Here is a 15,094-nt window from a genome sequence, read left to right on the forward strand (position 1 = left end):
ATAATCGCAGATGGCTATGGCAAAAATCCAATTAATTTCGATGTGTCCGATCTTAAAGGCTACAAACAGCTGGATATCACTCTCAAGCTTGGCGAAGGCGCAGGGCTGCTCCCTCCTATGGGAACTGTCCCATTGACGATCGATAAAGAAGGCAATGATATTAAATTGAGCTGGGATTTCGCAGCTTATGGGAACGATATACTTATTTATTATTTAAAAGGTGATGGGACAGGGCAATATACGAACTCTTTTGCTTCTTGGGCTCCCGCCTCTTTATATAACCCTAGTAGTGTGATTGGAAGCCTTTATGATAAAAACCAATTTCTTGACGGCGACAAAGAAAGGTATTATAAGGCTATTAAAAACGATCAAATCCCGGAGGCTAAAGTGCCGGTTGCATGGGCAGTCGGGAAAATTATTATTGACGTTTCCAAGGGGTATGATTTTATTTCTATGCCGCTTATTCCATTTAAGGGGACGTCAATTTCTAATGTATTCATGGGACAGCTTGATGTTCAGGGGGTGGAATCCTATAGTTTTGACGAATTAACCGTTATGATGTCTAAGGCAAACTTTACAAATGGCGCATGGGCCTATTCTCCAAATGTTCCTTTTGGCATTAGTTCCGGAAAGTCATATTGGCTCCAGCTTCCGGCCGACCAAAAATTATCTCTAATTGGAGCCGTGAAGACAACGCCATTTACGAAGGCAATGCCGGCAAATGGCTATGTAACACTGGGGGCTACTCTTCCTACTCTGATCGATTTTCAGACCGTAGGTTTGACAGCTAAAAATGGGGATCAGATTTACTATTTTAACAATATAACGAAACTATTTGAAAAGATAAGCGATTCCGGCGGATGGCAAAATGCTACGCCAGGACAGAAAGTATTTAGCTTCATTCCGGCGGCGGGCTATTGGTATAAGAACGAAGGAGCCTCGTTCGACTGGATCAAGTAAATTGAAATTAAAGGGGGAATTATTATGTTATTAAAGAGGTGGGCGGTCTTATTTTTGATCCTGGCTTTCGCATCTCCTGTTTTTGCGGGCGGAGCGACTGTTTCCGGAGCGGTTACAAAGCACGATGGCTCGGCCGTAGCTCAATCTAACTTTGTGGCGTGTTACGATAATTCGGTAAGCCTTATGCCAAGCGGGGCTGTTGGAGCATTGACAAGTACTACTTTTACAAATCCCTTGGTTCTTGGAGCCGACGGCAGTTTTAATTTTTGGGATGGAAGATCGTCTTTAACGGTCGGCATGTTGGCGGTTGAAGGCGTGGACATTGCATCGGTAATCACGGCAAAAGGATATTATGGATTTGGATCGTATAGCCTTGGCGCCGTTACAAGTACGCCAACAACGCCTACGGTCAATATCAAATGCAATTATAAGGCGGATTCTCCGTATGCCCCTTCGATCACTAAATTCGAAGAAGTATCGGCGACCGATCCGGTAAAAAATACTAAAACTTCATCGTTAAAGGTTACGGCGAACGAAGGTTCGGGTTCTACAGGCGATAGGGAGATTAAATCTCATGGATGGAAGTATTGGATCCCAGCCGATCCCGCCAACGCGATGGCCTCTGCTCCGCCAACTGAAGTTGCGGGTGCTACATCGACTGTATTGGATCTGGATTCGACAAAGGTTACACCCGGCAAACAATACGCATTTATCTGTAAAACCATAAATCAATGGGGGGAGACTTGGAGTAGCCCGCAACTTTACACAATCGGCTCCGGCGGCACTGGCGGCGTTGCGACATCTTTCACCTATGACCTGTTAAAATCGGAAGCCGGGAAAGTTGTTATTAACGCAATTTCTTCTCCAAAAGATATACAGGCATTCGAATTGGCTAAATTGATAAATGCGGCAAAGTCGGGCGATCCGGCAAAGCCGGCGAACGTCGTTATTGCGATCGGGCACTGGACAGGCGCCGCCTCCGAAGCATTTATAGTAGACGACAAGTCCGGCGCGAGCAAAGGATTTACGATACGAGCCGGCGAAGGCGTCCAGGTTTATGTTAATGACGATGTTAAGGGGTTTAAGCTAAGTAACTAAAGAGGAGGAGTGAGCATGGAGCCGTTGTCAATTGTATATCTTTCACTAATAATTATATCAATAATAATGCTAGTCGTTTATTTTTTGTTCGGCAAAAATACGCCAAAAGGGATCTTGTAGGATAAAAATGGCATTAAAGAAAGGGTTTAAATATGAGCGATAGATATAAAGAATTTTTAATCGATCTAATAGCAAAATCATTCCAAATAATCTTTGCTGTTATGATCATTGCGCCTATCGCAACTAGATCGTTCGATATCCCGTTATTAATTTCCGGCTCGGTTATAGCGATAATTTTGATATTATGGGGCGGGAGTATTTCCGCAAAAATGGAGGAATAAAATGAGCGAAATGGCATGGTACTGGGTTTTTATCGGAATATTTCTTGTTGTTTTATTCGGTTTTATGACTTTTGTTTTTCCAAATCTTGTCGCGAGAAGGAAGCATTAGCGAGTCAATTTTGGCGGGGTTAAAAGTTCCGAGAGAGAAGACCGAAAATTAAAAGTCGGAATTTGAATAATATGAAAAAATTATTATATATTTTAATATTTACATTGTTGGTCATTGGAAATTGGTCATTGGTCATTTGCGCAGCGTCTCACGCGGCGTATTATTACCCCCAGTATTGGATCGGCGGGACAATACAAGACCCTGACGCGAAAGCGACGGGCATGGCCGTTTATTTTTATGAATTCCTGAACAAACTTCAGGATGGGAGCGGGTTTGCCTATGGGCTAGCTGAAAAAGATAAATATTTATTAAATGCCGGCAGTACGCCGATGACCGATCCGTTCTTGTTCCTCGGCGGGACCGACTATCACGTCTTTATCCCGAACAGCAATCAAGCCGATCCGGCAAACGGATATGGCGCAGATAAAGTCGATGTGAAATTATCAAGGTCGGGGATCGATTATGCGAACCTTGTGCTTACCAAAGGCGGCGGCAAGATTGACGGCAATTATGTATTTCCTCCGGCTCCGGCGGCAGGCCCGGGGGCTGGCATAGCGTATCCTCCGCCGTTATTCGATTATATAAAATTCGGCAACCGAATTTACCAAAAGGCGTTGGTTGAAAAGGGTGATAAGTTCATAGTGCCTGCGACGCCAAAAATATTGGCGAAAGTCCAAAGCGAGCTTGCCTTAAAATCCGGGTCATTATCGATCAAGATCAACGAATCCGGCGGGCCTACGCCAGCACTCACAATTGGCGAGACAAAAATAACCAACAAAGAGCTGTCTGCATCGGGTGTTGGCGCAAAAAGCGTAAATGCCCTGTCTTTTTCATACGATGTGCCTGAGGAAAACAAATTGGGCGAAGGGGTTAATACTATAAAGATATACGTCGAGAACGCCGACGGCACAGCTACGTTTGAGGTCGCGACAGTTACCGTCATGTCAGGCCCCGCGTCGATACTGGGGCCAGTGCTTACGTTCCCATCGCCTTTCTCCCCGACAAAAGATAAGACGGTTACGATCCAATATACCCTTTCGACGGCAGCCGACATCGATGTCCATATCTTCTCGCCGACAGGCGAAATTGTCAAAAAATTCATACTGCTTTCGGGGCAGGAAGGCGGCAACGCGGGCGTCAACAAGATAACCTGGGACGGCGTGAAGCCAACAGGCCTGACGCTCGGCAATGCTATATATTCCGGCGTCGTTGTAAGCCATGCGCAGGGAAAGATCCTTGGCAAGTTCATGTTGAGCGTTGTTGATTGATCTTTGAGGAGACAATTAAATGGCCGAAGAAAAATTAAAAAAAGAATATTTTGAAATACTCTTAGAGGGCATAAGAAGCGATGTTAAGCTTGTTCTTGAAGGACACGCCGTATTAAATAAAAAGATCGATAATGGGTATGCTGTATTAAATCAAAAGATCGATAATGGGTATGCTGTATTAAATAAAAAGATCGATGATGTTAAAGAGCTGGTAAAAGCGGTGGACAAAAAAGTGGACCAGAATTACAAGATGCTGGATTATGATATCAAACAAGTGGGAAAGAGCGTCGGCGAAGTCAAAGAAAAGCTTAACGAGCATATACGTATGCCGGCTCATGCGTGAAATGGTTATCAGGCCGGTTTCAGGTTGTTGGTCGATATTATAGGGAGAAATTGCAAATGAACAAGGAAGCAAAAAAATATTTTGTCGATATATTTGCGAGAATGTCCCAAGTAATATTTACGCTTGCAATAGTTTCCCCTTTTTTCATAAATCTTTTTAGCTTAACAACGTTTATTTTTGGCGGAGTGTTTTTTGGTGTTATAGTTTTTTTGGGGTATCTTATTTCCAATTCAATATCGGAGGGATAGATCATGGTTAATGAGGCCGCTTTATATTCATTTTTGTCTATTGTCATATTAGGGGCTATCGTAGTAACGATATTTTCTGTATTTTCCGGCAAGCCTCCAAAAGGGATGTTGTAGGGGAAAATGGATATAAGGAGATCAGGTAAAAAACCTGATTATCTGATCATCAGATATTCTGCCTACTGATAATCTGATACTCTGGAGACTAGTTAGGAACCTGCGAGTGAACCCTGCCTGCCGGCAGGCACGGTTCGCGGTTCCTAACTAGTCTCATATTGGCAGTTAGATAGAGTTGCCATTCGTAAGGAATGATTTTTGGCAAGTTTTTGTTATCGGTTGTTGATTGATGAAAAAGGGGGAAAATTGATGAAAAAGGGGGGAATATGAAAAATAAAATACTAGTTTATTCGCTGTTAGTTGTAAGCTGTATGTTCCTGCTGTCTGCTGTCTCATTAGCGGAAATACCGAGGACTATTAATGTCCAGGGGCGTGTTAGCGATAAAGGCATTCCAATTTCTGACGGGAAATATCAAATGTCTGTTGACTTTACGGACAAAGATGGGAACACGATCGCAGATGGCACGGAAAAAATATTTAATGATAAAGAAATAAAGAATGGCATGTTTAATTTGCAAATTAATTTGACTGGTGCCAATGATTGGCAATTAAAATTTGATAAGCCTTATTGGGTTCTTGTTGAACTTCCGAACTTAGGCTTGAAGTTTTTGCAACCCTTAACCTCCGTTCCATACGCCTTAAACGCGGATAGCCTTGGCGGCCTCCCTGCGACTTCGTATGCCACAAAAGATGCAAGTGGAAAGATCATTGGCGCATCGGGAGATTTTGTGAAAAAGAGCGGGGATGATATGAGCGGGGTACTTGGGATTTCAGCTAAGGATGAAACAGCGGCTTTACGCGTTACGGACGACAGGACGACTATTACTCCTCCATGGTTTGGAATACCTTTTGGTGCTATTGCCGCCAAGGGCGATGGAACGGTTGGCTTAAGCGCATATAGTAAAAACAATATGGGGATTTATGCTAAATCAGATTCAAAGGCAGGAATATTTGGAGTTGGGAAAGAAGCAGGCGTACATGGTGAAAAATCCAATGATGTCTTTGGCGAGCTTGGGACTGCTCGTTATTTCGCAGGCGTTTATCCGCCCATGGGCGTTTTTGGAACATCAACGGATATAGGTATTTATGGCTCAGTGGGGGAATCCTCCAAAGCGACGACATTGTCAGGCAAAAAGATCCCGTCAATTGGTGTTGCAGGCTGGTCGCCTGATGGGAGAGGGGTTAGCGGTGGAAGCTCCACTGGGAGTGGCGTCTATGGAAGTAGCTGGTATGAATTTCCGGATACTAGCTTATGGGTAAACAATAAGGATTACGCAGCAGGTGGATATTTTGAAGCACAAAAAGGATTTGGAGTAATTGGAACTTCTTTTTCGAATAATGGCGGAAATGGTGGCGGAGTTTTGGGAAGAAGTTTGGATACAAACGATGTTGTATCAGGCTTTTTTGCGAAAAATTTTGGTGTTGCAGGAATTAGCAATAAAGGAAATGGTGTTTTTGGCGTTAGCAGTATGAACGATGGAATTTATGGGTACTCGCATGATAAAAACCATGCTGGGGTCTACGCGACGAATGCTGCCGCCACAGGAAACGCGATAAAAGCAGATGGAAAAGTTCAAATTGGATCGACAAAGGACCAATATTATGCTGATGTTGTTTTGGAAATTAATAAAGGGAAAATACAAATAGATAACGAAAGTAAAACAACTACTGTTGGGCCTGCAGCTTATTCAATTCATAATGTGGAGATAAATAAAATCGTCGGGAAAGTAACATTAAACGCTTCCAATTCCAATTCTTACAATGGCGTAACTGTAACTAATGGTTACGTGAAAAAAGATTCTATAATATTATTAACTATTTTTGACTCAAGCTTTTCTCCCGCATCGGCGCACGACCAAGCTCTAGTTATCACTAAGCAATATGATGGGGGCTTTGAAGTTGTTTTCAGGTCAAAGCCAATAGGTGGATTTAATTTTCTAGTGATCAATTAGTAAACTGTAATCTTAGCCGCAAACGCCTATCCGCTTGACAATTATACTTAAATAAACTATACTTTATATATGCAAGGTAAAAATAATGTTCTAATTAGAAGCTTGGAAGAAGTAATTAATAATACAATAAAAGAGAAGCACTCCGCTCTTGTGTTCGGGCCGCGCCAGGTAGGGAAGACAACGCTAATAAAAAAGTGCCTATCAAAAACAGAAAATCTGGGATCGTATTATCTGCAAAACCCCGAAATACGGGAACAATTTGAGAAAGACCCTTCTTTGCTAATCCGCCAGGTTGAAGCTATTGACGGGAACCCGTATATTTTTGTCGATGAAGCCCAGAAGGTGCCGGAACTTTTTGACTCGATGCAGTACTTGATCGACGACAAAAAAGCGCAATTCTTGATCACGGGGTCTTCCGCTAGAAAATTGCGGAGGAAGGGAGCAAATATGCTTCCTGGCAGGGTGAAATCCTGCCGCTTAGACCCGCTAAATTGGGGCGAATTCGGATGGATAAAAGGAAGCCATATCAAGGAATTAAAAATTGACAATATCAATTCGAGAGTTGACTATTCGCTGGAAAAAATGCTTGTTTTCGGAGCCCTGCCCGGCATTGTATTGATCGAAGATGAAGAAGAAAGAAAGGATATCCTGAAATCGTATTCGAATATTTATTTGGAAGAAGAGATCAGGGCGGAATCCTTGAGCAGAAAGATCGGGGCATTTTCAAGGTTCCTGGAACTGTCGGCAAACGAATCGGGGACAAGCCCGAATCTGTCGAAGCTTTCAATGGAAGCAGGGGTAAGCGCTCCTGCCATCAAAGAATTTTATAACCTGCTTGTTGATACGCTTGTGGCTGAAAAAGTCGAACCATACCTGAAAAATGCGAGAAAAAGGATACTATCATCGCCAAAATATTATTTCTTCGATATCGGGGCAAGAAATGCCGTGTCCAGGATGCCATTGAAAATGGAATTGGTAAATACGCAAAAAGGGACGCTTTTTGAGCATGCTGTAATTCTGGAAATCATCAGAAGAATAAGAGTATTAGGCGAAAATTATAAAGTTTGTTTCTGGAGGACAAGTGGAGGGGCTGAAGTGGATTGTATCCTCGATCTTGGGGATAGAGTTGTACCTATAGAAATCAAGGCCAGCAAGAAGGTCGCATTATCCGAGGTTAAAGGCTTGGAAATATTTTTGAATGATTATCCCGAGGCCGAAAATATTGGTTTTGTAATTACCATGGGGGATAGGCCGGAGAAAATAACAGATAGAATAATTGCTGTTCCGTGGGATTACATATAGTCGCTCACTTTTAATTGATCGGCGCATCATCCATCCCTATAACGATCTAATAATAGATATTTTATTTTTGATTCAAGTTTTAAAGCTTCACCGGCACAGGATCAAGCGCTTGTCATCGCAAAACAATATGATGGCGGCTTTGAAGTTATGTTTAGGCCAAAGCCCACGGGCGGCTTTAATTTTCTTGTTATAAATTAAATTCATAGGCCCGTATTTGTAGTTTCTTTATCCGCCCAAAGTAATTTTTGGGCGAGGTTTTTTTGAGTATGAGGAATGTAAATACTTGAAACTTGACAAATACAAGGAATATGGTATGATTATTGCAAATGTTGCCACGCTATTATCAGAATTTAGAGGAATATCTACATCCCAATAAGGTTTTGGTGATATATGGTGCAAGGCAAGTTGGCAAAACTACGCTTCTCCAAACTTTTTTCAAGAATACTAAGCTTAAATATAAAATAGACTCTGGTGATAATATTAAGGTTCAGGAAATATTGGGTTCACAAGATTTTTCAAAAATATTGGATTACGCGTCAGGGTATCAGCTTATAGTATTGGATGAAGCGCAAAGGATCCCGAATATCGGAATGGGGCTCAAGATTCTTGTCGATCAAATCCCGGGGATTCTAGTGATCGCTACAGGGTCTTCTTCTTTCGAGCTTTCCGGCCAAATTGGCGAGCCGCTAACCGGACGGAAAAGAACCCTTACAATGTATCCATTGTCCCAAATAGAGCTGCTCAAGCTATTTAATGCCCATGAATTAAATGAAAAGCTAGGCGAATGGCTCATTTTCGGAGGATATCCAGCAGTCATTACTTCAAAAACAAGAGAAGAGAAAATTAGCGTACTTGAGGAATTGGTGAATTCCTATTTGTTGAAAGATATACTTGAACTCGAGAAAGTTAAAGGAGCCCAGGTGCTAGTTAATCTTCTCAGATTGCTTGCTTTTCAGGTTGGGAACGAGGTTTCTTTGTCCGAACTCGCGAATAAATTGAATATTGATTATAAAACCGTGGCTCGGTATATAGACCTTTTTGAAAAAGCTTTTGTCCTATTTGGCTTGTCTGGATTTTCGAGGAATTTAAGGAAGGAAGTTACAAGGAAGAAGAAATATTATTTTTATGACAATGGCATCCGAAATGCCATCATTTCAAATTTTAATAATCTTGATATGCGCGATGACATAGGAAAATTGTGGGAGAACTTTTTAGTCTTAGAAAGGCTTAAAACACAGGAATATATGCAGGTACACGCAAATAACTATTTTTGGAGAACTTGGGACGGGAAGGAAATTGATTGGATCGAAGAGAGAGAAGGGAAACTCTTCGCTTATGAATTTAAATACAAAAAAGATAAAGTTGGCTTGCCTAAAGATTTTATAACCTCATATCCAAATTCGGCATGGGAAATAATAACATCTGATAATTATTTGCATTTTCTCCTGACTTAGGACACCCCCACTAATTGTGCAAAAGGCCGCGCATAAAAAAACCGTGCGAGGCGTTTCAATTATTCCTGCTGCACAATGGCTTGCCCCCCCCCCAGAAATATGCTATTATTTGCCAATAAGATGAAAAGAGTATTGTATATTTTATTGGTCATATTATTGGCAATTAGCTCAAGCGCTTTTGCAGCTACCCCGCATATTATAACTGTCCAAGGCAGATTGTTGCGATCTGGCGGCATCCCCGTCAACGGAATTAAAACCGCGACCTTTATGATAATCGAGGAGCCAAATTTGTTATTATGGTTGAGCGATCCAATGCAAGTAACCCTAATAGCGGGTGTTTTTTCAGTTGATCTCGACTTGGATAAGGTTGATGACGAAAGCTTGAGCTCCCCGAATCTATTAACTTTTGATAAGCCTTGTAAAATAATTACTAATATTGATGGAACGGTTTTTGAACAAAAGATCGCTGCGGTTCCTTACGCCTTAAACGCGGAGAAACTTAACGGTATGAATATCACGAAATTTGCAACACTGGATGCGAGCGGCAATATTATCGGCGCGAAGGCGGAAAAGTATGTAAAAAAGACTGGCGATGTAATGAGCGGCGGGCTTATTATATCAAGCGGCGGGGCAGATTTTGGGCTAGTGGCGAGCGGTGAAATCGGGGGTGTTAAAGGAACATATCTGGACAATAGCGATGCTATTGGGATGCTTGGTTACGGCAAAAAGCTGGGATTTGCAATTGTTGAGGGGAAAAAAATCAGCAAGGGAACCGAATTTTATGGCGCATACGGTAAATTCACCGATCTCGCGCAAGGAGGTCTTGGCGTCCAATTCCCCGGGAAAAAATCGTTCGGAGCCTGGGGTGTCGGCGGCGTTGCTGGGGGTTATTTTGAAAGCCAAAGCGGATATGGCTTGATTGCGATCGCAAGCAATGGGTCCGAAGGCGGGGCTTTGGGCGGCTATAATGTATTTGATACATCTGATACTAAGTTTGGAGTTGCAGGAATAAGCGATTCTGGCAATGGAGTTTATGGCGATGGCGACGCGGCCTATGGCGGGGAAATAAACGGGATATTTAAGAAAGCCGGTGTTTTTGGAAAAGGCGGGGCTAAGACGAGCGGTGTTCTGGGGTATTCTGAAGTCGACAACCCAAATCGCGCAGGAGTTGTCGGTATCAATCCTAACGGATACGCGGGGATATTCTCCGGCATTAAAGGCATGAATGTATCAGGGTCTCTTGAGGTAAAAGGTGATATCCGAGGAATTGATTGGATAAGCTTTGCACCATTTGATAAAAATTGGCCTGCACCTTTCCCGACCGACCTGGCCGACACCGTGATAGGTTATTCGAGCGGCGGCATGTTTGAAGAAGCTGTTCAGGTTGTTTCTCCAACAGAATCAATGGACCCGTATATTGTCTTTGCAAGCTCCTATCTTAACACTCCTAAGAGAGGAAAGATATTGATCAAGGCAACAGGGACTGTTCAGACTTCGGATGACGGCAACTCTCCATTTTGGGTTTCGGTCAAGCTTTTACAGACAACTTACCAAGGAACGACGAAGAAAGAATTGCCAGGCGATCTTATTACAGTGGCAGGCACAAAAGCCAGCAAGATATTCAAGTATCCGTTCACTGTACAGGGGATGTTTGATGTTTCATCTGGTTTCCCAACCTTGTTTAACCCTAATAACTACGCCGCGCTTATTAGCAATCAATTTACTTTATCTTGCGCCATGAAAACTTACGGCGGAAAGCCTTTAAATATTACGGGAAACATTCAGGCAATTTATATGCCGAATATTAATTAAATCATGAAAAAATTATATAAATTAATAATTACATTGTTGGTCATTGGCCATTGGTCATTGGTCATTATCGCACCGGCGGCCGCTATTCCCAACAAAATAATTAACATCCAGGGAAAACTGACGGACGATCACAATAAGATCGTCAAAAGTGTAAAACAGATCCGTGTCAGCATGGTTGATTCGAACAATCAAAGCATTTGGATTTCGCCTGTTATCACCATAACGGTAAATAATGCCGGAATATTCAATGCTGAATTTGACCTATCTTCCGCAACAGGCGTTGATTTTAATTCGCCTTACAGCCTTATTATTAATGTTATCGATGATGCCGACAAAGTTACGACTCTCAATCCGCAGTCTTTGACCTCTGTTCCTTATGCTTTAAATAGTGACAAATTTAACGGCCTTTCATCTTCGAGTTTTGTCGTGCTCGATGATTTTGGGGAAATTGCTGGTGAACTTGCGGGCAATGTTAAAAAATCCGGGGATTCAATGTCCGGGAGCCTCAAGATAACAGGCGGTGAAAGCGATGATTATGGCGTCGAGGCAAGCGGGTAGTCGGGCGCAGTGAAAGGGACATGGATAGGGGATAATAATTTCTTCGGGGTATTAGGCGGCTATAGTTACAAATATGGGGACGATGTGTCTTTGCCCGGGGTGTATGGGCAGCATTCAAGTTATACTGGCGCTGCCAGAGGAGGCCTTGGCGTTATAAGAAATATTCTATGGTCTTTTGGTGTTTGGGGAAAAGGGCTGACCGCGGGCGGATATTTTTCTAGCGCGAACGGGACAGGTGTCCTTGGAAAATCTACGGGAACCGGCGGAATATTTGGCGCTTATAATTCAAATTCGACAACTGACAAGTATTATGGAGTCGCAGGTGTTAGCGTTGCAGGCAACGGGGTGTATGGCGAGATAACTAGCGATACGTTTAGCAGCGAGTGGAAAGCAGGGGTTTACGGCAAAGGAGGCGCAAAAACCTCTGGAGTTATGGGATACACAACAACAGATAAAGACAATGCGGCGGCAATTGTCGGGATCAATCCAAAAGGATACGGAGGGGATTTTACAGGAAAAAACGGCGTAAAAATAAATGGGCCGCTTGAAGTTTCGGGCGGGATACAAGGCAAGGGGCTTCACTGGGCGGAAAAAGGAATTACCGCATCTAATTTTTTTACCAAGACAAGCATTGGCGGTTATTATTACCATAAAATGATCAAGCATATATATGTGACATTCCCATATTCAGGCTATGCCCTTGTTCAAGCAAGCGGCATATTCTCAAACAATGACGAAAGTTTTTCCCAAATGTCCGCGCAAATAACCGACAACGAGTATTTGGATCCTGACGGAAAAAACTTTATTATTGATGGATCGGTCGCTGTTGTGGGATTAACAAATCCAACTGGGCAAGGATTCTATCCATCGTTTCCATTTGCGTCATCAAGGGTTTTTGGAGTGGAAGGAGGCAAGTCGTATCATTTTCATTTGATCGGATTTCTAAAAACAACGAAAAGCGACGTTAAATTTAATTTTGATGGCGCCCTTAATTGCATGTTCTTCTCGAGGAAATACTGATATGAAAAGATTATCTATGAATATAATTATTACATTGTTGGTCATTTATCATTGGTCATTTGTCATTTGTGCGCCTGCGCGCGCGGATGTCCCCAAAATAATGAATATCCAAGGCAAATTGACCGATCCGAATTCCAAGGCTGTTTCCGGGGCCAAAAAATTAAGATGTTCTCTGGTTGACAATAAAGGCGCGGCTGTTTTCAATTCTAAGGTTTATGATATCCCGCTAAATAGCGACGGAGTGTTCAATGTGGATATTGACATATCTTCCACTCTCGCAGATTTTAATTCGCCATATACTTTGAATATTATTATTATCAATGAAGACGGGTCGACTTCTATTCTTGAGCCTAAGGCTCTAACTTCCGCACCATATGTATTAAATGCCGGAATGCTCGGAGGGCTTAAGCCCGCCTCTTTTGCGGCAAAAGATGCGGATGGCAAAATAGTCGGGTCGGTCGCCGGTTATGTCAAAAAAAGCGGGGATGAAATGAGCGGGGGCTTAAAAGTGAACGCCGGTAAATCTAATTTCGGGATCGAATCAAGCGGAAAAACGGCAGGGGTCAAAGGTTTATCGGCTTCAAGCGGCGATAGGTGGGGAGCGCTTGGCGGAGAGAATTATGGCGTTTACGGTCAGTCAACGGCTAATGCGATAGGCATAATAGGCGTTTATGGCGTTTATGGCGTTTATGGCTCTGGAAAAACGTTTGGAGGGTATTTTCAAAGTTCAACAGGTATTGGCGCTATCGGGAAAACAACCGGCGCTAATGGCGGAGTGTTTGGCGGATACAACACCGCAGAGGCTAATGATAAATGGTTTGGGGTTGCAGGGGCAAGCGATTCGGGAAACGGGATATATGGCGAAGTAGCCAGTAATACTTTGGACAGCGATTGGAAGGCCGGAGTTTACGGCAAGGGGAGCAATACGACGAGCGGAGTTTTTGGATATACTGATTCAACGAGTGGCGCAGGCGTTAAGGGCGTAGATAATAGCGGATATGGGGCGATATTTTCGGGGGAAAAGGGCGTAAAAGTCGACGGACCTGTAAATATTTCAGGGACAATTACCGCAAACAATTTGCCGGGAATTGCTTACGATAACTATTTTAATTTTTCTAATACCAATCTAAAGTCGAGCACGGCAGTAATCATTAAATCTGTTGAAATAGATGTGCCTGCTCCCGGGTATATATTGGTCCAATCAAGCGGAACCTTGTATTCATACGCCACTACCGATGTTTTAATTGGCTTAGGAATACTTAATATTGATAATTTCTCTTCTCAAGTCTTTTATGATGTATACTTTGGGACAAATCCATTGGTTTCGTATGTTTTTCTAGCGGATAATTCGAAATTTAATTTTTCATGCCAGTTTGAAGCAAAAAAATCGATGGGCCCCAATATATATTTCCCATTTTCTACAAGCAATGTATTTGAAACGAAAACTGCCGGCAAACAAAAGTTTTATTTGACGGGATATCTTAAACATTCTGCTTCTTCCGGCCGATTAGATGTTTCAGGCTCGATACAAGCTATCTATTTCCCAAGCAAGTAGTTTAATGTTCTACGATTTTACCGATAAATATCTTTCCGATGCCCAATTCGAAGTATTATTATAGTTTTGCTTTTTTGCTCAACGTCGTACAGCACCCTATAATCCCCGATACGGATACGGAATTGTGCTACATCGTCAGCAATAAGGCGTTTCACTCCATCAGGAAAAGGGATTGATTCCAGTTTCATAATTGCCGCATCAATACGTTTAACCTCAAAATGATCAATTTTTTTAAGATCTTTCTTGGTGCGAGGAGTGATAAGTATCTGATAAGCAGACATTTAGTTCCGTCCGACTAAAAGACGATATTTACGATAGGGAACGGCTTTTCCTCTATTGTGATCTTTTCTGCCTTGACGAATAGATTTTTTTAGCTGTTTGGAAGTTGTCTCAAGGATTATATCCTCCACCAGCGACCAGTCCTTCAATATCTCTTCTTGGAGTCTTTCTATTCTGCCCAATTTCTTTAAAATAAGATTTTTTGACGCTTCCGTCATTTTTTCACCCAAAATAATTTTAGCATATATTTCTGATCGAGTCAAAAAGGGATTGGAATTGAGTCCATCCGTCCCTATCTTTTTTATGTTATAATTTATAGACTTAGGAGCTGATTTTATGCGAAGCGATAATATTAAAAAAATGGGGCCGCCCCGCGCCTTAGTCCACCGGCCTTCCTGCCATTTGTGATTGGATCGCCATGGGACACAAGGGGATGCATTATTCTCTGCCATCGAGAGAACTCATAGCAGACACAGTTGAAACAGTAGCCGAAGCCCATCAATTAGATGGTCTTATTTTGCTAACTGCTTGCGACAAGATAACACCCGGGATGCTTATGGCGGCGGCACGGTTGAATATCCCTTCTATGTTAATCATTGTTGTAGCCAGGCTTGATAAAGTTATGGGAGAGTTGGAGAAATTCCGCGAAGATAGGGTTCTCGCAAAGAAAAAAGACGACGA

General features: G+C 42.5%; 15 protein-coding genes and 1 pseudogene. 14 read left to right on the forward strand and 2 right to left on the reverse strand.

Annotated features, from left to right (window positions below):
- The 13 genes from HZC34_06140 to HZC34_06200 form a co-directional block, all read left to right on the forward strand.
- Positions 1 to 960: hypothetical protein (locus HZC34_06140; GenBank protein ID MBI5701403.1), on the forward strand; the 960-nt coding region annotated here is incomplete at its 5' end.
- Positions 961 to 984: 24 nt separating this feature from the next.
- The gene (locus HZC34_06145) at positions 985 to 2,058 is read left to right on the forward strand and encodes a hypothetical protein (GenBank protein ID MBI5701404.1); all 1,074 of its coding nucleotides are present in this window, start codon (positions 985 to 987) and stop codon (positions 2,056 to 2,058) included.
- Between the two features lie 152 nt (positions 2,059 to 2,210).
- The gene (locus tag HZC34_06150) at positions 2,211 to 2,399 is read left to right on the forward strand and encodes a hypothetical protein (GenBank protein MBI5701405.1); all 189 of its coding nucleotides are present in this window, start codon (positions 2,211 to 2,213) and stop codon (positions 2,397 to 2,399) included.
- A 180-nt stretch (positions 2,400 to 2,579) separates the two neighbouring features.
- Positions 2,580 to 3,776, forward strand: a complete 1,197-nt coding sequence (locus tag HZC34_06155) for a hypothetical protein (protein ID MBI5701406.1) — start codon at positions 2,580 to 2,582, stop codon at positions 3,774 to 3,776.
- 19 nt (positions 3,777 to 3,795) lie between these two features.
- Complete coding sequence (locus tag HZC34_06160) at positions 3,796 to 4,119, forward strand: hypothetical protein (protein ID MBI5701407.1); 324 nt, start codon at positions 3,796 to 3,798, stop codon at positions 4,117 to 4,119.
- A 56-nt stretch (positions 4,120 to 4,175) separates the two neighbouring features.
- Positions 4,176 to 4,367 (forward strand): hypothetical protein, encoded by a 192-nt coding sequence (locus HZC34_06165; GenBank protein MBI5701408.1) that lies wholly within the window; start codon positions 4,176 to 4,178, stop codon positions 4,365 to 4,367.
- A gap of 380 nt (positions 4,368 to 4,747) precedes the next feature.
- Positions 4,748 to 6,433, forward strand: coding sequence for a hypothetical protein (locus tag HZC34_06170; protein MBI5701409.1), 1,686 nt, complete (start codon positions 4,748 to 4,750; stop codon positions 6,431 to 6,433).
- A 69-nt stretch (positions 6,434 to 6,502) separates the two neighbouring features.
- Complete coding sequence (locus tag HZC34_06175; protein MBI5701410.1) at positions 6,503 to 7,735, forward strand: ATP-binding protein; 1,233 nt, start codon at positions 6,503 to 6,505, stop codon at positions 7,733 to 7,735.
- 383 nt (positions 7,736 to 8,118) lie between these two features.
- Positions 8,119 to 9,189, forward strand: a complete 1,071-nt coding sequence (locus tag HZC34_06180; GenBank protein MBI5701411.1) for an ATP-binding protein — start codon at positions 8,119 to 8,121, stop codon at positions 9,187 to 9,189.
- Between the two features lie 120 nt (positions 9,190 to 9,309).
- Positions 9,310 to 11,001 carry a hypothetical protein gene (locus tag HZC34_06185; GenBank protein MBI5701412.1) on the forward strand — a complete coding sequence of 564 codons (1,692 nt, stop codon included), beginning with the start codon at positions 9,310 to 9,312 and terminating at the stop codon, positions 10,999 to 11,001.
- Positions 11,002 to 11,004: 3 nt separating this feature from the next.
- Entirely contained in the window at positions 11,005 to 11,559 is a 555-nt protein-coding gene (locus tag HZC34_06190; protein ID MBI5701413.1) for a hypothetical protein, read from the forward strand.
- 9 nt (positions 11,560 to 11,568) lie between these two features.
- Positions 11,569 to 12,579: a hypothetical protein gene (locus HZC34_06195; GenBank protein MBI5701414.1), complete on the forward strand. Its 1,011-nt coding sequence runs from the start codon at positions 11,569 to 11,571 to the stop codon at positions 12,577 to 12,579.
- A gap of 1 nt (position 12,580) precedes the next feature.
- Positions 12,581 to 14,134 carry a hypothetical protein gene (locus tag HZC34_06200; protein MBI5701415.1) on the forward strand — a complete coding sequence of 518 codons (1,554 nt, stop codon included), beginning with the start codon at positions 12,581 to 12,583 and terminating at the stop codon, positions 14,132 to 14,134.
- A gap of 17 nt (positions 14,135 to 14,151) precedes the next feature.
- Here HZC34_06200 and HZC34_06205 read toward each other — a convergent pair whose 3' ends face one another.
- Both HZC34_06205 and HZC34_06210 read right to left on the reverse strand, forming a co-directional pair.
- A complete protein-coding gene (locus HZC34_06205; protein MBI5701416.1) occupies positions 14,152 to 14,415 on the reverse strand; it encodes a type II toxin-antitoxin system RelE/ParE family toxin in 264 nt (87 codons plus the stop codon).
- On the reverse strand, positions 14,416 to 14,631 hold the full coding sequence (locus tag HZC34_06210) for a hypothetical protein (protein ID MBI5701417.1): 216 nt from the start codon (positions 14,629 to 14,631) through the stop codon (positions 14,416 to 14,418).
- Positions 14,632 to 14,801: 170 nt separating this feature from the next.
- Between HZC34_06210 and HZC34_06215 the strand changes: the two are divergent.
- Positions 14,802 to 14,996 (forward strand): annotated as a pseudogene (locus HZC34_06215) (dihydroxy-acid dehydratase).
- Positions 14,997 to 15,094: the final 98 nt, after the last annotated feature.

Source organism: Candidatus Saganbacteria bacterium, from assembly GCA_016223245.1.
GTDB lineage: Bacteria > Margulisbacteria > WOR-1 > XYC2-FULL-46-14 > XYC2-FULL-37-10 > JACRPL01.